Origin of the sequence: uncultured Thiothrix sp., assembly GCF_937873765.1 — a bacterium.
GTDB lineage: Bacteria > Pseudomonadota > Gammaproteobacteria > Thiotrichales > Thiotrichaceae > Thiolinea.
Window position 1 is genome coordinate 101,544 of sequence record NZ_CALMZC010000015.1, and the last position, 19,862, is coordinate 121,405.

The following is a 19,862-nucleotide window of genomic DNA, read 5'->3' on the forward strand; positions in this document are numbered from 1 at the left end:
AGACAAACTCCTGACCCTTCAACTCTTCTAAAGCATGGACAAACTCCGCATCTTCTCCAACTGCATCTGCAATTGCCCCAAGGCTAGGCGCTGTTCCTCAGCCTGCTTTCGCGCCGTTTCAATCACCTCTGGTTTAGCTTTTTCCACAAAGGCTGGATTATTTAAGCGTGATTCCACACCCGCTAAATTCTTCTCGATTTTCTCAATTTCTTTACTTAAGCGTGCAATTTCCGCGCCTTTATCAATCAAACCTGCCAAGGGAATCAGAATCTGCATTTCACCTACCAAAGCAGTCGCTGATTCAGGGGCGCTTGCATCTTTGGCAAGCCAAGTCACTGTGCCGACTTTAGCGAGACTTTGGATTTCTTTTTCAGTATTTGCATACTGGGTTTTGTCGGTATCACTCCAATTTTGTAGCAGAATATCTAACATTTGCCCCGGCTTAATATCCATTTCTGAGCGAATGCGGCGGATACCCATAATAAAGGTTTTCAGCCATTCGATTTCTGCAACGGCGGCGTTATCCAGCTTGCTTTGATCAACAACCGGCCAAGCCTCAAGCATCAGTGTAGCCCCTGTTTTGCCTGCTAAACCCTTGATGCTTTGCCAAATTTCTTCCGTAATAAACGGCATAATCGGGTGGAGCATGCGCAAAGTGACTTCAAGTACTTGTACTAAAGTTTGGCGTGTAGCGCGTTTAGCCGCTTCATTGCTATTGTGTTTGCTCAAAGCTGGCTTGGTGAGTTCTAAATACCAGTCGCAGTATTCATACCAAGTGAATTCATATAAAGCTTGCGCGGCCAAGTCGAAGCGGTAATTGTCTAAATGATCGGTCACCTCAGTTTCGACGGTTTGTAATTTGGAGCGAATCCAACGATCTGCGGTGGACAATTCCAAGGGCAAGCTATCATCTAAGCCAGTATCTTGGTTTTCGCATTGCATCAGCACATAACGTGCTGCATTCCAGAGTTTATTGCAGAAATTGCGATAGCCTTCTAAACGTTGTAAATCAAAACGAATATCGCGTCCTGCAGTGGCGAAAGAGGCAAAAGTAAAGCGCAATGCGTCCGTACCGTGTGCTTCAATACCTGCAGGGAATTGCTTGCGGGTGGCTTTTTCAATCTTTTGTGCAAGTTGTGGCTGCATCATGCCACTAGTCCGTTTTTGCACTAATGTTTCAAGGTCAATCCCGTCAACAATGTCTAGTGGGTCAAGCACATTGCCTTTGGATTTAGACATTTTCTGGCCTTCCGCATCGCGCACCAAACCGTGGATATACACATCATGGAAAGGGATATCGCCCATGAACTTTTTGCCCATGATGATCATGCGCGCAACCCAGAAGAAAATAATGTCGAAGCCGGTGACCAGTGTACTGGTTGGATAGAACGCTTTTAAGGCAGAATCTTCGGTATTTGGCCAGCCCAAAGTAGAAAACGGCCAAAGGGCTGAGGAGAACCAAGTATCTAGCACATCGTCATCTTGGCGCAGCTCAAGGTTAGCGGCCAGTTGATGTTTGCTACGGACTTCGGCTTCATTGCGCCCCACATAAATGTTCCCTGCCTGATCATACCAAGCTGGAATCTGATGCCCCCACCACAATTGGCGCGAAATACACCAATCTTCGAGGTTATTCATCCACTGGTTGTAAGTATTAACCCAGTTGTTGGGGATGAAACGTACTTCGCCATTAGCCACCACGTCAATGGCGGGCTGTGCTAAAGCTTGTTTACCACCGGGGCGGCCATCGGCTTGGGTATCGCGGGTGAGGTCGATATACCATTGGTCGGTGAGATAAGGCTCAATCACCGTTCCAGAGCGATCACCACGCGGAACCATCAATTTATGTTCTTTGATTTCTGCTAATAAGCCCAAAGCATCTAAATCGGCGACGATTTGCTTACGTGCGACATAACGCTCTAAGCCACGATATTTTTCTGGCGCGACTTCATTAATATGTGCGTCTTTAGTGAAAATATTAATGAGTTCAAGTTGGTGGCGTTTGCCCACTTGATAGTCGTTGAAATCGTGGGCAGGCGTAATCTTAACGCAACCTGTGCCTTTTTCAGGGTCTGCATAGTCATCGCCCACAATTGGAATTAAGCGCCCGACTAAGGGTAGTAATACTTGTTTACCAATCAGATGTTTATAGCGCTCATCTTCAGGATGTACCGCAACTGCGCTATCGCCAAGCATGGTTTCTGGACGGGTAGTGGCAACAATTAAATAGTCTGCTGTTGCGTGGCCTTGAGCGTCTGCAAGCGGATAGCGGAAATGCCACATCGAGCCATTTTCTTCTTCAGAGACAACCTCCAAATCAGAAACCGCTGTGTGTAAAACCGGATCCCAGTTCACTAGGCGCTTACCACGATAGATCAAGCCTTCTTCGTGTAAGCGCACGAACACTTCAATCACTGCTTGGGATAAGCTAGCATCCATCGTGAAGCGTTCACGACTCCAATCCGGTGAAGTGCCCAAACGGCGCAATTGACGATTAATCGTGTCACCTGATTCGCCTTTCCATTCCCATATTTTCTCGATAAAAGCAGCCCGCCCGAAGTCATGGCGGGTTTTACCTTCGGCATTCACACGCCGCTCAACGACCATCTGCGTGGCAATGCCAGCGTGATCTGTGCCGGGTTGATACAAGGTATTATTGCCTTGCATACGATGATAGCGGGTGAGAATATCGATCACGGTCTGATTGAAGCCATGCCCCATGTGCAAAGTGCCAGTGACATTCGGCGGTGGAATCATGATGCAAAAAGGCTGACCTACGCCACTGGGCTTAAAATAGCCCTGTGGCTCCCAAGTTTGGTAGAGACGTTGTTCAATATTTTTAGGTTGGTAGGTCTTATCCATATCCGCTCTTTTGCCAAGGACGCTGAAAAGAGCGGATTATAACCGGATTAATGAAAAAATTTTACTTTAACATCGCAGACAATTCGCGCAGAAGTTCTTGCCGACGTTGATCCATTTCTTGCTCATAGCTTTGATTCAGGTTTAAAACATTATCGCTATCCTGTTGCTCAGAGCGAATCGCATGCGCACGGGCTAAGCCAGCATATTCATCTTGGCCGGTCGCCGATTGTAGCTCTTCGATCCGTTGTTTTAAGCGCCGCTCAAAATGTTTCTGGTATTCTGCATTCGTGCCTGCTTTCGCGCGCTTAATTACTTCGCGATCGCCGGGGCGCACTAAGTCGGTTATCACTGGAATGCGTATGGTGCTTTCTAAATCTTGTCTGCTACTCATCTCGTATGCCAATAGTATTTTTTATGCAAGCAATGTCTTTACTCATCATAACTGATGATAGTCTAGATTATAGCCTTGCTTTCGATAAATTTGGTAACGTTTGCGACCAGCGACTAAAATACTTTCCTCCTGATCTAGCACTTCAGCCATCCTTTCAAAGCGCTCTAAGAAGCTAGGTATCTCATTGGACAGATTAATCAAAAAATCATATGGCTCTGGTGGTTCGTTGTCATGGCCGATTAAGACCTTTAAACCTTGTTCTGCGCTAGGTGTTATCGCATGGGGAATGAAACTAATATCGCTATAAGTCCAGAGTAACTCATCCATCCGCGTACTGGTGCTGAGATGATCGGTGTGAATATAAACATGCAAGTTTTGGGCGAGCGCTTTTTCTACTAACTTACAGGCCAGCAATAGCCGTGCCTGTAAATTGTTTGACTGTCCAACGTAAAAGGCAATCCGCGTCAATTATTGCGCCCGATTAATCAGCCATTGGCATAATAAAGGCACTGGGCGCCCCGTCGAACCTTTGGCTGCACCACTTTTCCACGCCGTGCCGGCAATATCCAAATGCACCCACGGATAATTCTCTGTAAAGCGTGCCAAGAAGCAAGCAGCAGTGATTGTACCAGCCGGTGGGCCGCCAATATTCGCCATATCGGCAAAATTACTTTTTAGTTGCTCTTGGTATTTTTCACCCATCGGTAAGCGCCAAGCCTCATCATTCGCTTGCTTGCCCGCTGCTAAAACTTCATTCGCTAGTTCATCATTATTACTTAGCAAGCCCGAAATATGATGACCTAATGCAGTAATGCAAGCACCAGTGAGGGTTGCAATATCAATCACCGCTTTAGGCTGATAGCGCTCCACGTAAGTTAGAGCATCACAGAGCACTAAGCGACCTTCTGCATCGGTATTGAGAATTTCGATGGTTTTGCCTGCCATACTGGTGACAATATCACCTGGCTTGCTGGCTTTACCACTCGGCATATTTTCAGCAGCGGCTAAGACACCGATGACATTGATCGGCAATTGCATAGCCACACAAGCTGCTAAACTACCTAAAACACTAGCAGCGCCGGTCATATCGAATTTCATCTCATCCATGGCAGCGCCTGGTTTGAGTGAAATCCCGCCGGTATCAAAGGTAATGCCTTTGCCGACTAGCGCAACGGGTGCATCCTCAGCTTTGCCGCCTTTATAGTGCAGGATGATCATCTTGCCCGGTTCTTCACTACCTTTAGAGACCGAGAGGAAGGAACCCATCCCCAATTCAGCCATATGCGTTTCTTCAAGAACCTCTACCTCAAGATTTGTCTGGGAATGAGCTAATTTAAGCGCTGTTTTAGCTAAATAAGTCGGTGTACATTGATTACCCGGACTATTGGCGAGATCACGGCAAAGCTTCATACCTTCAGCAATGGCAGCACCTTGATGTGTTGCTGTGGATAAATCGACTGCAGTCTGATGGGCAATAGTCCAGTTTTCTAAGTGAGGGGCTGGAAGTTCTACTTTGTTACTTTTGAAATCATTAAAGCTATAAACAGTATCAGCAACAGCAATCACTGCTTGGCGAACTGCAGTCTCGGCTGCTTCTGGTGCGGCTTCATCGGTTAAAAAAGAAACCACTTGCTTAACTTTGGTCGCTTTTAAATTTGCAGCCGCAATATGAGTGGCTTGGGTGAGGATCTCTGCATTCAGTTTGTCGCGCTCACCCAAACCGACTAATAAAACACGTTTAGCAGTAACGCCGGGTAATTGATATAACAGGCTAAAGCGTTGTTTTTCACCTGAAAAATCACCTAAGGCTAAGTGCTCGGTGATAGCGCCTGAACTAGCCGTGTCTATTACTTGTGCTGCTGCTGAAAGTTCATTAGCTTTATAAATGCCGACTACTACACAATCTGCATCGACCTGCGCGGCTGGTATCTTGGCCTGAAATTGATACTTCATGACGAATCCTTAGGTTTCTTTATTTTAAGTTAAGGCTCTATGAAAAAATTAAAGCGGAGCTAGTATAACGCTAATTAAGTCTAGGAAGTGTAATACCTATACTCTGGTATCGTTAAACGTTTTTCTGCTTAAAAACTAACTCACTGTGCGGACTAACTGTGTGCGTGAAAATCGATCATGCCATGTTAATTTTCTGGGATCAAAAATAGCGATCCAAAAACCGACACCGAGTGCCATCCAACTTAATAAAGCACCTACATAGCGAAAAAAGGCGTGCGTCCACCTAAGGGGTGAACCATCTTCAGTGACAACTTTAATTTTCCAAGCACGCATACCTAAAGTTTGACCGCCATGTGTCCAAAACCAGCCAAATAAACCAAAAGCGATCACTAAGTCTAAAATAAACAAAGCATTAGAGAGTGGTGAACCGGGGTGTAATTGGATACCCCCTAAATGGGCAACGCTGGTTGCAATAATACCGCCGAGAATAGCCGTAGTGACTCCGATGAGCATAGTGTCATAGAAAATAGCAGCCATACGGCGGGGAAAACTTACAAGTTCAGCAGAGACACTCATGCATAGGTTCCAAGGCTCAAAAACGTGGGCATCACTTTAGACGCTTCACTTTAATCAGGCAAGTAATCAAGCAAGTTTTGCTAAAGCAGAAAAAGTCACAGGTTCTGCATGACCTTTGCACAGGTTTGATGCAGAATCAGCGCCTTCAATTGACAGGACTAGCTGCTATTTATGAGTCGCTTATTGCGTTCGGGTGCGGTGATTAGCGCGATGACGATGATCTCGCGGATTTTGGGATTATTGCGGGACGTGGTGGTAGCACGTTATTTTCCGGTTGATGGTGCTACCGACGCTTTTTTCGTAGCCTTTAAAATTCCGAATTTATTGCGGCGCTTTTTTGCAGAGGGCGCCTTTTCCCTAGCCTTTGTACCGATTCTGGCGGAGTACAAGGAAAAGCAAAGCCGTGAAGCACTCCAAGATTTAATTGATTATGTCGCAGGTACTTTGGGCTTAATTCTGTTAGTGATTACGTCCTTAGGAATGATCGCGGCCCCTTGGGTCGTCGAGATTTTTGCCCCGGGTTTTTCTAAACAAGCAGATGCTCAACCTGAGTTAGCCGCAGAGATGCTCAGGATTACCTTCCCATATATTTTATTTATTTCGTTGGCGGGTTTAGTTGGCGGTATTCTGAATACGTTTAGTAAGTTTGCAATTCCAGCTTTAACACCCGCTTTGTTGAATGTGGTGATGATTGCCTTCGCAATTTGGGGGCCACCGTATTTTGCTGAGCCTGTCATGGCCTTAGCTTGGGGCGTGTTTTTTGCTGGGGTCGTGCAGTTTCTATTTCAGGTTCCGGCTTTAATGCGTTTAGGGTTGCTGCCTAAATTTAAAGTACGGCGGGCGCATGAAGGCGTTAAGCGTGTCATGCGCTTGATGATTCCCGCCTTGTTTGGCTCTTCAGTTGCGCAATTGAATCTGGTGATTAATACGGTGATTGCTTCTTATTTAGTCGTGGGGAGTATTTCTTGGCTGTATTACTCTGATCGTTTTGTCGAGTTGCCTTTAGCGATTTTTGGGGTGGCTTTGGGTACAGTGATTCTGCCCAAGCTTTCTAGTGATCATGCTAAAGCCGATGCTAGTCAATTCCGTAGTACTATGGATTGGGCATTACGCTTAGCCCTGTTAATTTCAGTACCTGCTACTTTAGGTTTAATGCTATTAGCTGAGCCGATTTTGGCTGCCGTGATGATGCATGGTGCATTTAAATGGGACGATGTGGAAATGTCGGCTTTGAGTCTGATGACTTATTCCTTTGGTTTACCCGCCTTTATATTGGTGAAAGTCTTAGCGCCCGGTTTTTATTCGCGCCAAGATACCAAGACTCCCGTGAAAATTGGCATTATTTCGATTTTTGCGAATATGGTTTTGAATGTGTTGATTGTGCTACCTTGGTTTTTTTCTGGTATGGCTGGAGCGCATGCAGGATTGGCTTTAGCAACGGCGTTAGCGGGGTATGTGAATGCAGGTTTATTGTTTCATACGCTATATAAAGAGGGTATTTTTGCCGCTCAAGGGGGTTGGTTGAAGCATTTACTCCGTATTGCCATCGCTTCAATCATCATGGGACTGGCGGTGTACTTAGTCTTGCCAGAGGCAACTTGGTGGCAGGATGCGAGTACAGGGCTGCGCTTAGGTGCTTTAGCGGGTTTAATTATTTTGTCGATGGCTAGTTATTTTCTGAGTTTGCGTTTAAGCGGTTTGTCCTTCCGGCAAATCTTAGGACGTTAAGCAGTGATATAGTTAAGGCTGAGTATCGCTGAGTCGGTTGAATTATTTTTCAGCTCAAGTCGCTCAAGTAATATTAAAAATTAGGAGATCATGCATGAAAAAATTAGCTATGACCATTGCTGCTTTATTAGCACTGGGTGGAGCTGCTTGGGTAGGTGCAACTTGGTATGTCGGTCAAGAAACCGAGAAGATTGTACGTGCTCAAATCGAGCAAGCCAATAAAAATAGTGCCGCTCAAGGCATCAGCCAAGAGTTAGTCAGTTATGATCGCTCACTGCTGGGGGCGCAAGCAGTAACGCGCTTACTGGTGACTGAGCCGATGCTGAGCCAGTGGCTGAATAATGCGCAATTTACCCATAAAATCCAACATGGCCCTTTATTATTAGCTAGTGATGGCCTTGGGGTATCTCATTGGGAAACGCACTTAGATACTGCTAGTTTACCGGCTGAGTCCAAAGCTTTTGTCGAGAAAGCTTTTGGCGGTAAGGATGCGTTTGTGGCTCATACCAAGATTGGCTTCGATAAAGTCATGCATTCCACGATGGCAGTTAATCCAATGGATTTTAGCCTTGATGAAGGCAGCACTCAGCTAAAGTTTGCTGGTGCAAGTTTAACAGCAGAAATTTCCGCAGAGCAAAATACTGGGCCATTTAGCCTGAAAGCTGCTGCTTTTGAACTGCGTGATCCGAACACGACTTTCACGATTCCAAGTATTGAAGCTGATGGTAAATTAGGACCAGTCGTCGGTGGCTTAGAAAGTTTCACTATTAAAGCACCGGGTATTAGCATTCTCGCGGCGGGTAAAACCGAGCCTGTCAAATTAGATGTATCGGCACAATCCACTACGGGCGAGCAAAACGGTAGCATACAAGGTAATGGCTCTTTCCAAATTGCCAATATTCAAGGTGCGCCAGATATACCTCTTAAGCAAGCTGATCTAAAACTTGATTACGCAGGTTTCAAATTAGAGGGCTTAAAGGAAATTCAAACCCTACAAATAAAAATGCAAAACTTGCAAGAGCAAATGCAAGTGGATGAGTCGGCCACTGAATTGCCAGAAGGTCAAAAGCAACAACGACAATTAGAACAGGAAATGCAACAAACCACTGAGCAATTATTGGATATTATACTGAATAAAGTGCTACAAGCGGGGCAATCTAAATTGCGTTATGATCTAAGCTTGACCTTGGACAAAGGTAAGGTGAATGGCTTAGCTGATTTGACTTATGCAGGTAGTAATAAACCACTCACCCTGAATGATTTGATGCTCTATGGCCCACAAGATTGGGGGCGTTTAGTGAAAGGCAGTTTGAGCTTAAGTACTGATAAGGCGGCAGTGCCTGAAGACATGGCGATGATGTTAGCTGCTCCACTTGAGCAAAAGTCTGTTGTAGAAGTTAATAATCAGTACAAACTGGATTTAAAACTCTTAGGCGATAAAGCTGAGTTAAACGGTGCTCCAGTTGAGTTTGCTGATTTACCCGCAAAATTCCTTCCACAAATGCCTAATCTGCCGCAAGATGCTGCTTCCGATTTAGGTATTCCTGCTGATCTGATGCAGCAAATTGAAGAGCAAGGTATGACGCCTGAAATTATGCAGCAATTAGAAGAAAGCGATGATGTGCCAAAAGAAACCATCGAAATGCTTAAACAATTGCAGCAAATGAATGGGCAAACCACTCAATAAAGGATTCAGAGATTGACTACTCGCTTACATCGCGTCTTTATCCAAGCCATTCCCTTGCTCTTTGTATTTTTATGGAGTACAGGGTTTATTGGCGCGAAGTATGCGTTGCCTTTTATCGAGCCATTTTATTTGCTGTTTATTCGTATGCTTTGGACCATAGCAGTATTTTTACTGCTATGTGTAGTATTGCGCGTGCAATGGCCGAGTTGGCAACAAGCTGGGCATCAAATGGTGACGGGCTTATTGCTGCATGGCTTGTATTTAGGTGGTGTGTTTGCAGCGATTAAATGGGGTATGCCTGCCGGTATTACGGCGATTGTGGTCGGTATTCAGCCCTTACTGACGGCTGTGCTAGGCTGGCGTTTATTTGGAGAGCGTTTGTTGCCGCGTCAATGGCTAGGGTTAGCTTTAGGCTTAATCGGTGTCACGGTCGTGATTCTCAGTACCCGTGGCTATGGCAACTTTGATTTCGCTTGGTCAGCGATAGCCGCTAGTTTAATTGCTTTGGCGGCTATTGTGATGGGTACGGTGTATCAAAAGCGTTTTGGTGGTGGTGTGAATCTGGTGGCAGGTTCGCTCTGGCAATATGTAAGTACCGCGCTATTTATGGGGCTGTTGGCGTATAGCTTTGAAACTCGCGTCGTGGTTTGGGATAAGCAACTGATTTTTGCCCTAGCTTGGTTAGTCTTGGGTTTATCCGTTAGCGCGATTTTATTACTCATGTATATGATTCGTGAAGGCGAGGCCGCTAAAGTCGCGAGTTATTTTTATTTAGTCCCACCGGCCACCAGTATTGAAGCTTGGTTATTGTTTGATGAGTCTTTACCACTGCTAGCGATGGCAGCTATTGCTCTCACGGTGGCTGGGGTGTATTTGGTTGTTAAAAAAACCTAAAGCTCGTTATGCTTAAATCTGTTTATTTTTAAGGATGCGTCCTATGTCGCCTAGCCATCATTTTATGACTTGTCAAAACTTTGAAATTCACTACACCGAATGGGGGCAAGCCGATGCTCCGGTGGTGATTTGTTGGCATGGGTTAACCCGTACTGGACGGGATTTTGATGAATTGGCTGAGGCTTTAGCCAGCAAATATCGCGTGATTTGCCCTGATACACCGGGGCGGGGTTTGTCGCAATGGAGTGATCAGCCACTTCAGCATTATAGTGTGCCGTTTTATGCACAAATCGCCTTAGATTTAGCGAATCAATTAGGGATTGAGCAGTTTAAATGGGTCGGTACTTCGATGGGCGGACTGATTGGGATGGTGGTGGCTGCAATGGCTCCAGAGCGTGTCCAACAGCTCGTACTGAATGATGTGGGGCCTGAAGTTCCTGTGGCAGCCGTCGAGCGGATTCGTACCTATGCAGGCTCACAGCCTAGTTTCAATAATGTCAGTGAATTAGAGGCTTGGTTGCGGCAGGTTTATATCCCGTTTGGGGACAATAGTGATGCCTTTTGGCGGCGCATGGCAATGACCTCCGCACGACGTACTAGCGCTGGTAAAGTCACCCTGCATTATGATGTGCGTTTAGTCGAACCCTTTAAAAATTATACGGGTGAGGAAACTTTATGGCCGCTGTGGTCATTAATTCTCTGCCCGACCTTGATTATTCGTGGGGAGCTGTCTGATTTATTATCGGCTGAGCAAGTTGAGCAAATGCTAGCTAGTAAACCACAGGCGAATGCCCAAGCGGTAACGATTGCGAAGGTAGGGCATGCACCGACCTTGGCGACAGCAGAGCAGATTGGGCTTGTGAGTAAGTTTTTGGATTAGGTATGAGTAGGCGGACTTGGCAACAATTTTGGTCTAAATGGCAAACTTATCAGCAGCGATTGAGGTTGACCGCCATCGCTTTTTTGTCCGCTTTACTAGTAGTTTTCGACTTATTAGGTGGCATAGAACTCATCGGTGATTGGTGGAGTAAATTATTCCCACCACCTCAGTTAAGTTTAGAAATAACGCCTAAAGATCAAATTATTCAGCTTGGCGATACGATTAACCTCAGCTATGTAGCGGCAGATTACGGCTATTTGAGTTTGTGGCAACAGGCCTTGCAGGGGGCTGTGACACAAATTTTACCCCAAACCCAAGGATCTACGCTTAAGTTGGATGCGAGTTTAAAAAGCCGCACTTTATTTAACTTGAAAGCTGAAGGTAAGCCGGATCGTATCAGTTTTATTTTACTGTGGACTGCAATTGCACGGTATAACCTTGCAGGCGCAAGGCTTGAGCGATCAATTGGGCATCATCAACGGCGTATTTCAATGCGCTGATACTAGGCGCGTATTGCTCCACCCCAACCACCACCGCGACTTTGCGAGTTTCTTGAAACTGCTCAGCAGCTGCAACCCGTTCCACATGGCGACTATCCGCCCAAACAGGCAAGCTCAGCAAGGCTAAACTTCCGCATACCCACCCGATCCACTTTGCTAATATGCCTTAACCTTGGTTTAATCCGATAGATTTATCCATTTTACTGATAAACGGTATAAATTCAGCAAGTTTTAAACTAATCCACTGCTAATGCGTGATTTTTATTCATAGCTTGCTACGGCCATTCATTGGTCGGATAGCGGCTCACTTGCTGTTGATCAGTGGAAATTTGTTCTCGCTTCCACCATGATATACAATGCCGTCATCATTCATCTAATGATGGGTTTTTTTATGCGTACTATTGTTGAAATTCCCGATAATCAACTGCTTGAGCTAACCCAGTTTGCAGCGGAAAAACAGGTTTCTCGTGCTGAATTGATTCGGCGTGCCATCGCCGAATATTTGCAACGCTATGCTTCGCCTATCGAAGATAAGGCTTTTGGTTTGTGGGCGCAGCGGGGCGAAGACGGTTTGGTCTACCAAGAACGCTTGCGTGGGGAGTGGGATTGATGAAAGCCCTGTTTGATACCAATATCTTGATCGACTACCTGAATGGAATCGAAGCTGCCAAAGACGAAATCAACCGTTACCCATCTATTGCCATCAGTGTGGTAACGTGGATAGAGGTGATGGTCGGTGCAAAGCCGGATGAGGAAAGCAGCGTTCGGCAGTTCTTGTCTTGCTTTGAACAAGTCCCGCTAAATGCGGGGCTTGCAGAGCGGGCAGTGACGATTCGCCGTGCAACCCGTATTCGTCTGCCGGATGCAATTATCCGTGCTAGTGCCGAAGCAGAACATGCTTTGTTGGTATCCCGCAATACCAAGGATTTCCCAGCCAGTGAACCATGGGTACGAGTCCCGTACATTTTATAGTTTCCGCTATACTTGCCTTTAAGCTGTATGACTTATTAGGATTTTGTTATCAGCTTCTCGCAAGCCGCTAAATTGAGTTGGACAAAATCATCCCACAATATGATAGCTTGATAATGAGTTGTGTATTGTTCATCGACTCGGCAAATGCTAGTACGGGTGTTGTAAATACAGCATAAGTTGCTGCTGTCATCGTAGTTTTTACTAGTAATGAGTGAGGCGTTTTAATGTTAGCCCAAGTCGTGTCCAATTTAGCTCTCACTGAAACTGAATATTTAGCTCAAGAGCAAACTGCTAAAGAGCGCCACGAATATGTGGCCGGGCAAGTGTTTGCAATGGCGGGGGCGAGTAAAACTCATAATGAAATTGCTCTGAACTTAGCGGTTGCGCTCCGCCGTTTAAGTCAAGGTTCTGGCTGTCGCGTATTCATGGCGGATATGAAATTACGCATCAGTCAGCGTAATAGCTATTACTATCCCGATGTCTTGTTGACCTGTGAGCCGAATCAAGAAGACAGTGAATACTTTGTAGATCGTCCTTGCCTAGTGATTGAAGTCGTTTCTAAATCCACTGAGTGGAAGGATTATCACGAAAAACTACTGGCTTATCAGTCGGTAAGTTCAGTAAAAAATTATTGGGTGGTTTCCCAAGATCGTTATGAAGTGACCTGTTTTTACCGTGATTTAAAAGGCGAATGGTGGGTAAAAACTTATACGGAGTTGGAGCAGACCCTAGTCGTTGAGTGTTTGCAAGCCTCAATAAATTTAGCTGAAATCTATACCAATATACAGTTGCCCTAAACCCTTAAGTCTATTCCCTACGTTCGTGCTCCAAGCTTGCAACTGCTATAATTCGCAGAGCCAAAACAAGAAGGATTAGCATGAATTACGACGGGATCGAGACCTTACCCTTACAGACTTACACCGAAAAAGCTTACTTGGATTATTCCATGTATGTCATTTTGGATCGGGCGTTGCCGCATCTAGGCGATGGCTTAAAGCCGGTACAGCGCCGGATTGTGTATGCGATGTCGGAGCTAGGTTTATCAGCCGCTTCCAAGCATAAAAAATCAGCACGTACCGTGGGTGATGTATTGGGCAAATATCATCCGCATGGTGATTCGGCTTGTTATGAAGCGATGGTGTTGATGGCGCAGCCGTTTTCTTATCGTTATCCACTGGTGGATGGACAAGGCAACTGGGGTTCGCAGGATGACCCGAAGTCTTTTGCGGCGATGCGTTATACCGAATCGCGCCTGACGCCTTATGCGAAAGTGCTGTTGCAAGAATTAGGGCAGGGCACAGTGGACTGGCAAGCTAATTTTGATGGGAGTTTAGAAGAACCTGTGACCTTGCCAGCACGGTTGCCGAATGTATTGTTGAATGGTGCAACCGGTATTGCGGTCGGGATGGCAACGGATATTCCCCCGCATAATTTGCGCGAAGTGGTGAATGCTTGTATTCATTTGCTCGATCATCCCACTGCAAGCCTTGCTGATTTATGTCAGTTCATTCCAGCACCGGATTTTCCAACGGAAGCAGAAATTATCACGCCTGCCGCCGATTTTCTCAGTCTCTACGAAAAGGGCAATGGTAGTTTCAAAATGCGCGCGCGTTATGAATTAGAAGAGGGCGATATTGTGATTACCGCGCTGCCCTATCAGGTATCTGGCTCGAAAATCTTGGAGCAAATTGCCCAGCAAATGCAGGCTAAAAAATTGCCGCTGGTGGAGGATTTGCGTGATGAGTCGGATCATGAGCAGCCCGTGCGTTTGATTATTGTGCCGCGTTCCAATCGGGTGGATGTTGAGCAATTGATGTCACATTTATTCGCTAGCACCGATTTGGAAAAAAGCTATCGAGTCAATTTGAATATGATCGGCTTGAACGGTCGTCCCCAAGTCAAAGACTTGCGCCAAATTCTGACTGAATGGCTGCAATATCGCCGTCAGACAGTCACGCGGCGTTTGCAATGGCGTTTGGATAAGGTCGAGAAGCGCCTACATTTATTAGCTGGTCTACTGATTGCCTTTCTCAATTTAGATGAAGTAATTCGGATTATTCGTAGCGAAGATGAGCCAAAACCGAAATTAATCAAGCGTTTTGAGCTAAGTGATCTTCAAGCCGAATATATTCTCGACACTAAATTACGCCAATTAGCGCGTTTGGAAGAAATGAAAATTCGCGGTGAACAAGCCGATTTGGAAAAAGAGCGCGAAGATATTTTAGGCTTACTCGGTTCGGATAAAAAGTTGACCAGCCTAATTCGCAAAGAATTAAAAGAAGACGCTAAATTGTATGGGGATGAGCGCCGTTCGCCGTTGATGGAACGCGAGGCTGCGCAGATTTTAGATGAAGCCGCTCTAACGCCAGCAGAACCCATCACAGTAATTTTGTCGAAAATGGGCTGGATTCGTGCCGCCAAAGGCCATGATATTGAGCCAGAAGCTTTGAGTTATAAGCAAGGGGATGGTTTTTTAGCGGCAGCCCATGGGCGCTCGAATCAACAACTCGTTTTGTTGGATAGCACAGGGCGTACTTATTCTTTAGCCGCCAATACGCTGCCTTCAGCACGAGGGCAGGGTGAACCGTTGACGGGTAAGCTAACTTTGCCGAGTGGTGCGCGTTTCACGCATACCTTGTTAGGTAAAGACAGTGATCAATATTTACTGTCTTCAGGAGAAGGCTATGGTTTTATCTGTTCTTTAGAGGCGATGCAAAGCCGCAACAAGGCCGGTAAGGTCACGCTGACAGCGGGCGAGAATGTTTCTATTTTGCCGCCAGTTGCTTTGCGTAATGTAGAAACTGATTGGCTGGCTTTGGTTTCCACTACAGGCTATTTGTTGTTAATCCGTGCCGCTGAGTTGCCTGTGTTAGCCAAGGGTAAAGGCAATAAGTTAATCAGCTTGAAAAAAGGTGGCTTGGGTATTGCTGATGAGGCTTTAGCATTCGCGTTAGTGCTAAGTGAGGGCGAACACTTAGTAGTGCATGTGGATAATCGGAAAAAGCCTTTAGTGTTAAAAGCGCAGGAGTTAACTGACTATCGTGGCGAGCGTGCCCAGCGTGGCAAGTTATTACCTAAGGGTTATCAGCAAGTGAGTGCTTTGGAAAGCCAAGGACGTGGATAAGGGGTACTTGCATCTGGGTAACTTAACCCTATTATTGACCTAAGTATAAGTATTCATAAGAGGTTGAACTAAGATGATGCGAATTATTCTGTTAATGCTCACTAACTTCGCTGTGATGGCAGTGTTGTTTGTGACCATGAACGTGCTTGCCGCGCTATTTGGCATCAATATGTCGCAGGGTAGTATGGGCGGCATGTTGTTTATGGCCTTGATTTTTGGCTTCGGTGGCTCCTTCATTAGCTTACTGATGTCTAAGTGGATGGCGAAAAAGAGTATGGGTGTACAAGTCATTGAGCACCCTAGTAATAATCAAGAACGTTGGTTAGTGGAAACTGTGCGTCGCCAAGCTGAGAGAGTTGGGATTGGTATGCCGGAAGTGGGTATTTTCTATTCGCCTGAACCGAATGCTTTTGCCACAGGGGCGAATAAAAATGCTGCACTCGTTGCCGTTAGCCAAGGCCTATTAGAGCGTATGACACCCGATGAAGTTGAAGCAGTCTTGGGGCATGAAGTTGGACATATTGCAAATGGCGATATGGTCACTCAAACCTTATTGCAAGGTGTGCTCAATACCTTCGTATTCTTCTTTGCACGCGTCATTGGCATGTTTGTCGATGGTTTATTACGGGGTAATAGCCAAGAGAATAGTGGGCCAGGGATTGGTTATTTTATTGGCTCAATCGTCGCTGAAATCTTATTAGGCTTTTTGGCGATGCTGATTGTCATGTGGTTCTCACGCTATCGTGAATTCCGTGCTGATGTGGCTGGTGCGGATTTAGCAGGGCGGCAGAAAATGATTGCTGCTTTACAACGTTTACAACGGGTGCATGAGCCACAGGATTTGCCCGGGGAAATGAAGGCTTTCGGTATTGCTGGCGGTCAGGGTTTAAGTCGTTTATTTATGACACATCCACCCTTAGAAGAACGGATTGCTGCTTTACAAGCGGCTCAATAGACCAGTAAAAGCCAAGAGAGCAGAAACTTTCTTGGCTTAACTCCACCCTCTCTTAAGCTTAAAAGGTTGAATAAGTCAGCCCCGCACTATAATTGGTACTGTCTAAATCGCCGCCGACATATTCAACTTCACCACGTAAACCTAGATTGTCATTAATTTTGCTTTGAATGCCACCGCCTAGCAGCATATCAGTGCCATCGGCTTCTGCAGTGCCATTAGTGCGTGCTTCCCAAGCTAAGAACCCCAACTTACCGAAGAAATCAAGGTTATCTTTTAAGGGCATAATGCCTAGAGCAGTGGCACTCAGGCCAGTCGATTCTACTTTATAGCTTTTACCATCTAGCGAGTTAGTGTAGCGACCGCTGAACATATTGTGATAAGCACCTTCAAGCGCAAAGTTTTCTAAGGGGCGATAGCCCACAAAAGTTTTCCACGAGGTACAGTTTAAATCGAGTGCATCGCAGGCATCTGCAGCATCGCCACCTAAGATACCAACGCCAGCACCGACATAAAAGTCAGCGCTGCCATCTTTAGTGGTATCTTCAGTATAGGAATAGTCATAAGCGTAGACACTACTACCTTGCGCCAATAGCAGAGCGAGCGCGCTACCTAATAAATACTTAGTCATGTTTTTCCCTGTGTGGTTTTAATGATGGGGTAGGGAAGGGTGCTAAGCGGGGTAGCCTAACACCCTGATTTTATTTTTATAAAGTGGAGAAAGTGGCACCGACTGAAACGATGCCGACATTATGGTCTTCATCATTAAGGTCTTGGCGTTTAAAGTGTTCGTATTCGCCACGTACACCCCAGTTATCATTCAACTTATAACTAGCACCGACACCCAATAAAAGGCTGGTTCCATCTTTTTCAGCAATATCAGTTGCGACCGCGCTTTGACCGGAGGTAGTGTCAGTAACGGTGGCTTTAACGGTAGCTTCTGATTTCCAGAACATAGCCCCGGCTTTACCAAAAACTTCAAAATTATCGACCACGGGGACGCTAGCAACTGCGGCTACACCAAAACCATTAGCTTTACCTTCAGCAGTAGGATCAGTAATCGTATATTGGCCTTGGGTAGTAGAACCTTTAACGGTTTCTTCCATCGTACCTAGACTATAGTAGCCGCCTTCTACTGCGAGCATGTCAGTGACTTTATAGCCACCATACAATTTAAAGCCGTTTGAAGAGCATTCGTTTTCAGCTTTCATCATACAGTCAGTGGTTGCTTGGCCAACGCTGCCACCGCCATACATAGTCCCGACTTCCATTCCATCGCCGGAGCCACCTAAAAGTGCACCACCGCCAGCAAATGCGCTACCTGCTGTCAGCATCACCGCTGAGAACAGAGAGAACATAGAGAGTTTTTTCATGTTAGTTGACCCCGTTTTTGTTTATTTTTAATTATTAGTTAAATTGCTATATCAAAAATATTGATGAGAGTAATTCTTAGTGGGTTTGTCGTAATTTGCAATCTTATGCAGGTTTGAAGGTAGGACTTTCCGATGAGTGGGGGAGATAAAACAGCTTGAAAAATAAAGGTAGTAGCAAGCAGTCCGCCTGTCTGTTTTAATGCAACTCGACAGGCGTTCTCAAGTCATAAATTGATTATTGGCAGGCAGGGCAAGCCCCCGTTCCGCACGCTGGCGCAGGCGCTGCACTAGTATCAGTGCTGGTCTCTTTAGTCGCTAAATTCTTTTTATTATCACTTTTAAAGTCAGTTTCATACCAACCGCCACCCCCTAAACGAAATGCAGCCGCTGTAATCTTTTTACTTAGATTGGCTGTATGGCAACTAGGGCAATCGGCTAAAGGGGCATCGCTCATTTTTTGCAAGGCTTCCATTTCGTGTCCACAAGAACTACATTGATAAGCATAAATAGGCATAATCAGTCTCTCCTGATATTCAAGTGCGGCAATCATAGGGACGCTCATCACTAAATTCAAGATGGCTAAAGCGGTCCTACCCAGATATAAATAGGATGCAACTATGCGTAATGTATTAGTCACTGGTTGTTCAAGTGGTATTGGTTATTGTGTGGCCAAAGGCTTGCGTGAACGCGGCTATAAAGTTTTTGTCACCGCTCGCAAATCTGCGGATATTCAACGCCTTGAAGCAGAAGGTTTTAAAGTGATTCCTTTAGAATTAGCTGATCCTAAAAGTGTAGAGGCTTGTGCACATGAGCTAATGTTGCGTACTAATAGCCAACTCTATGCGATTTTCCATAATGGTGCTTATGGACAAGCAGGGGCTGTGGAGGATTTAAGTCGTGAAACTTTGGAGAAACAATTTGCTAGCAATGTGTTCGGTTGGCATCAATTGACTAATTTATTACTGCCACTGATGCGCCACCAAGGCTATGGACGTATTATTTATAATAGCTCACTATTAGGTTTTGTAGCGCTGCCTTTTCGTGGGGCTTATAACGCGAGTAAGCACGCAGTGGAAGGCTTAGCGGATACTTTACGCCTCGAGTTATACGATACGGCTATTAAAGTCTGTTTGATTGAGCCGGGGCCCGTGGAAAGTCGCTTTCGGGCGAATGCGCTCAAGTCACTCCTAGACCATGTAGATATTGAAAAAAGTGTGCATCGCGACAAGTATAAAGGAGCGATTAAGCGCTTAGAGAAAGTTGGCTCTGCTGCACCCTTTACCTTGCCACCTGAAGCAGTGTTAGCGAAAGTCATCCATGCTTTGGAAAGCCAACATCCCAGAGCACGGTATCGAGTCACTTTCCCTAGTCGCTTATTCTATGTTTGTAAACGGGTATTACCGACGCGTTTATTGGATAAAGTCTTGTTAGCAGTGTCGCGTAAAGAAAATAGAGGGAGTGAATTATGAGTGACGTTTTAGAGTATCTTTTCTTTACCAGAACTATTGCTGATCAATTTGCTGCTGCTTTGCAAGAACGCTTGATTGCTTACCAAGAGGTCATTGAAGCGGTGCAAGAGGCTATTGTATTTAAAGTTCCTGAATCAGTCGGTGAACAGCTTTGGGACGAATTAGATGATTTATATGATGAACTCTCAGTCGCTGATCAGGCCTTATTAGAAGCAGCCATCGAGGATGATACTGCACAAGCTGCTGCGGGTGTTTATTTACAACTCGCTAATGGTCAGCAAACGATTGCGCAAGTTGATCCTGCCTTAGTCAATCGGATTCTTTCAGTCCTCAGCCTCGAAGAGTTTAACCAATTCCTTGATACGCTTGTAAAAAGCGTTGAGCAGCCGAATGCTGCTGCCATTTGCCAGCGGTAATTACTTTATCTGTTTTTTAATCAAAAAAATAGAGTTTTCATTTAAAAAATATTTCCCATCACTTGATAGTTTAAGCAACAAAAAG

General features: G+C 45.5%; 20 protein-coding genes. 12 read left to right on the top strand and 8 right to left on the bottom strand.

Annotation, left to right across the window (positions count from 1 at the left end; all coding sequences use genetic code 11):
• Nucleotides 1-27: 27 nt before the first annotated feature.
• The 5 genes from Q0307_RS04885 to Q0307_RS04905 form a co-directional block, all read right to left on the bottom strand.
• Entirely contained in the window at nt 28-2,862 is a 2,835-nt protein-coding gene (locus Q0307_RS04885) for a valine--tRNA ligase (protein WP_298657409.1), read from the bottom strand.
• A gap of 61 nt (nt 2,863-2,923) precedes the next feature.
• Nucleotides 2,924-3,253, bottom strand: a complete 330-nt coding sequence (locus Q0307_RS04890) for a hypothetical protein (protein ID WP_298657412.1) — start codon at nt 3,251-3,253, stop codon at nt 2,924-2,926.
• 45 nt (nt 3,254-3,298) lie between these two features.
• Nucleotides 3,299-3,721: a DNA polymerase III subunit chi gene (locus tag Q0307_RS04895; protein WP_298657414.1), complete on the bottom strand. Its 423-nt coding sequence runs from the start codon at nt 3,719-3,721 to the stop codon at nt 3,299-3,301.
• On the bottom strand, nt 3,722-5,206 hold the full coding sequence (locus Q0307_RS04900; protein ID WP_298657416.1) for a leucyl aminopeptidase: 1,485 nt from the start codon (nt 5,204-5,206) through the stop codon (nt 3,722-3,724).
• Between the two features lie 135 nt (nt 5,207-5,341).
• Complete coding sequence (locus Q0307_RS04905; protein WP_298657418.1) at nt 5,342-5,782, bottom strand: RDD family protein; 441 nt, start codon at nt 5,780-5,782, stop codon at nt 5,342-5,344.
• Between the two features lie 171 nt (nt 5,783-5,953).
• Here Q0307_RS04905 and murJ point away from each other — a divergent pair, with 171 nt between their 5' ends.
• The 10 genes from murJ to htpX all read left to right on the top strand — a co-directional run bounded on the left by murJ (nt 5,954) and on the right by htpX (nt 16,522).
• Nucleotides 5,954-7,510 (top strand): murein biosynthesis integral membrane protein MurJ, encoded by a 1,557-nt coding sequence (murJ, locus tag Q0307_RS04910; RefSeq protein WP_298657420.1) that lies wholly within the window; start codon nt 5,954-5,956, stop codon nt 7,508-7,510.
• A gap of 94 nt (nt 7,511-7,604) precedes the next feature.
• Nucleotides 7,605-9,197: a DUF945 family protein gene (locus Q0307_RS04915; protein ID WP_298657423.1), complete on the top strand. Its 1,593-nt coding sequence runs from the start codon at nt 7,605-7,607 to the stop codon at nt 9,195-9,197.
• A 12-nt stretch (nt 9,198-9,209) separates the two neighbouring features.
• Nucleotides 9,210-10,091, top strand: coding sequence for a DMT family transporter (locus Q0307_RS04920; protein ID WP_298657425.1), 882 nt, complete (start codon nt 9,210-9,212; stop codon nt 10,089-10,091).
• Between the two features lie 43 nt (nt 10,092-10,134).
• On the top strand, nt 10,135-10,971 hold the full coding sequence (locus Q0307_RS04925) for an alpha/beta hydrolase (protein ID WP_298657426.1): 837 nt from the start codon (nt 10,135-10,137) through the stop codon (nt 10,969-10,971).
• A 2-nt stretch (nt 10,972-10,973) separates the two neighbouring features.
• Nucleotides 10,974-11,471, top strand: coding sequence for a hypothetical protein (locus Q0307_RS04930; protein ID WP_298657429.1), 498 nt, complete (start codon nt 10,974-10,976; stop codon nt 11,469-11,471).
• Between the two features lie 391 nt (nt 11,472-11,862).
• A complete protein-coding gene (locus Q0307_RS04935; RefSeq protein ID WP_298657432.1) occupies nt 11,863-12,081 on the top strand; it encodes a ribbon-helix-helix protein, CopG family in 219 nt (72 codons plus the stop codon).
• Nucleotides 12,081-12,443, top strand: a complete 363-nt coding sequence (locus Q0307_RS04940) for a type II toxin-antitoxin system VapC family toxin (RefSeq protein WP_298657435.1) — start codon at nt 12,081-12,083, stop codon at nt 12,441-12,443. The genes Q0307_RS04935 and Q0307_RS04940 overlap by 1 nt, the downstream gene beginning before the upstream one ends.
• A 224-nt stretch (nt 12,444-12,667) precedes the next feature.
• The gene (locus tag Q0307_RS04945) at nt 12,668-13,240 is read left to right on the top strand and encodes a Uma2 family endonuclease (RefSeq protein ID WP_298657437.1); all 573 of its coding nucleotides are present in this window, start codon (nt 12,668-12,670) and stop codon (nt 13,238-13,240) included.
• An 80-nt stretch (nt 13,241-13,320) separates the two neighbouring features.
• Complete coding sequence (gene parC / locus Q0307_RS04950; RefSeq protein WP_298657440.1) at nt 13,321-15,567, top strand: DNA topoisomerase IV subunit A; 2,247 nt, start codon at nt 13,321-13,323, stop codon at nt 15,565-15,567.
• A 73-nt stretch (nt 15,568-15,640) separates the two neighbouring features.
• Nucleotides 15,641-16,522, top strand: coding sequence for a protease HtpX (htpX, locus tag Q0307_RS04955; protein ID WP_298657443.1), 882 nt, complete (start codon nt 15,641-15,643; stop codon nt 16,520-16,522).
• A gap of 58 nt (nt 16,523-16,580) precedes the next feature.
• Here htpX and Q0307_RS04960 read toward each other — a convergent pair whose 3' ends face one another.
• The 3 genes from Q0307_RS04960 to Q0307_RS04970 all read right to left on the bottom strand — a co-directional run bounded on the left by Q0307_RS04960 (nt 16,581) and on the right by Q0307_RS04970 (nt 18,406).
• Complete coding sequence (locus tag Q0307_RS04960) at nt 16,581-17,150, bottom strand: outer membrane beta-barrel protein (RefSeq protein ID WP_298657446.1); 570 nt, start codon at nt 17,148-17,150, stop codon at nt 16,581-16,583.
• A gap of 76 nt (nt 17,151-17,226) precedes the next feature.
• Nucleotides 17,227-17,892: an outer membrane beta-barrel protein gene (locus tag Q0307_RS04965; protein ID WP_298657449.1), complete on the bottom strand. Its 666-nt coding sequence runs from the start codon at nt 17,890-17,892 to the stop codon at nt 17,227-17,229.
• A gap of 235 nt (nt 17,893-18,127) precedes the next feature.
• Entirely contained in the window at nt 18,128-18,406 is a 279-nt protein-coding gene (locus tag Q0307_RS04970) for a zinc ribbon domain-containing protein (protein ID WP_298657836.1), read from the bottom strand.
• A gap of 103 nt (nt 18,407-18,509) precedes the next feature.
• On the opposite strand from Q0307_RS04970, the gene Q0307_RS04975 reads away from it, so the two are divergent.
• Together Q0307_RS04975 and Q0307_RS04980 are read left to right on the top strand one after the other, a co-directional pair.
• Complete coding sequence (locus tag Q0307_RS04975; RefSeq protein ID WP_298657451.1) at nt 18,510-19,361, top strand: SDR family NAD(P)-dependent oxidoreductase; 852 nt, start codon at nt 18,510-18,512, stop codon at nt 19,359-19,361.
• Nucleotides 19,358-19,777: a hypothetical protein gene (locus tag Q0307_RS04980; RefSeq protein WP_298657454.1), complete on the top strand. Its 420-nt coding sequence runs from the start codon at nt 19,358-19,360 to the stop codon at nt 19,775-19,777. Before Q0307_RS04975 ends, Q0307_RS04980 begins: the two co-directional genes overlap by 4 nt.
• Nucleotides 19,778-19,862: the final 85 nt, after the last annotated feature.

Coding starts and splice junctions, on each gene's coding strand:
- Q0307_RS04885 (WP_298657409.1), bottom strand. CDS start 2,862: ATGGATAAGACCTACCAACCTAAAAATATTGAACAACGTCTCTACCAA.
- Q0307_RS04890 (WP_298657412.1), bottom strand. CDS start 3,253: ATGAGTAGCAGACAAGATTTAGAAAGCACCATACGCATTCCAGTGATA.
- Q0307_RS04900 (WP_298657416.1), bottom strand. CDS start 5,206: ATGAAGTATCAATTTCAGGCCAAGATACCAGCCGCGCAGGTCGATGCA.
- Q0307_RS04905 (WP_298657418.1), bottom strand. CDS start 5,782: ATGAGTGTCTCTGCTGAACTTGTAAGTTTTCCCCGCCGTATGGCTGCT.
- murJ (WP_298657420.1), top strand. CDS start 5,954: ATGAGTCGCTTATTGCGTTCGGGTGCGGTGATTAGCGCGATGACGATG.
- Q0307_RS04915 (WP_298657423.1), top strand. CDS start 7,605: ATGAAAAAATTAGCTATGACCATTGCTGCTTTATTAGCACTGGGTGGA.
- Q0307_RS04925 (WP_298657426.1), top strand. CDS start 10,135: ATGTCGCCTAGCCATCATTTTATGACTTGTCAAAACTTTGAAATTCAC.
- Q0307_RS04930 (WP_298657429.1), top strand. CDS start 10,974: ATGAGTAGGCGGACTTGGCAACAATTTTGGTCTAAATGGCAAACTTAT.
- Q0307_RS04935 (WP_298657432.1), top strand. CDS start 11,863: ATGCGTACTATTGTTGAAATTCCCGATAATCAACTGCTTGAGCTAACC.
- Q0307_RS04940 (WP_298657435.1), top strand. CDS start 12,081: ATGAAAGCCCTGTTTGATACCAATATCTTGATCGACTACCTGAATGGA.
- Q0307_RS04945 (WP_298657437.1), top strand. CDS start 12,668: ATGTTAGCCCAAGTCGTGTCCAATTTAGCTCTCACTGAAACTGAATAT.
- parC (WP_298657440.1), top strand. CDS start 13,321: ATGAATTACGACGGGATCGAGACCTTACCCTTACAGACTTACACCGAA.
- htpX (WP_298657443.1), top strand. CDS start 15,641: ATGATGCGAATTATTCTGTTAATGCTCACTAACTTCGCTGTGATGGCA.
- Q0307_RS04960 (WP_298657446.1), bottom strand. CDS start 17,150: ATGACTAAGTATTTATTAGGTAGCGCGCTCGCTCTGCTATTGGCGCAA.
- Q0307_RS04965 (WP_298657449.1), bottom strand. CDS start 17,892: ATGAAAAAACTCTCTATGTTCTCTCTGTTCTCAGCGGTGATGCTGACA.
- Q0307_RS04970 (WP_298657836.1), bottom strand. CDS start 18,406: ATGCCTATTTATGCTTATCAATGTAGTTCTTGTGGACACGAAATGGAA.
- Q0307_RS04975 (WP_298657451.1), top strand. CDS start 18,510: ATGCGTAATGTATTAGTCACTGGTTGTTCAAGTGGTATTGGTTATTGT.
- Q0307_RS04980 (WP_298657454.1), top strand. CDS start 19,358: ATGAGTGACGTTTTAGAGTATCTTTTCTTTACCAGAACTATTGCTGAT.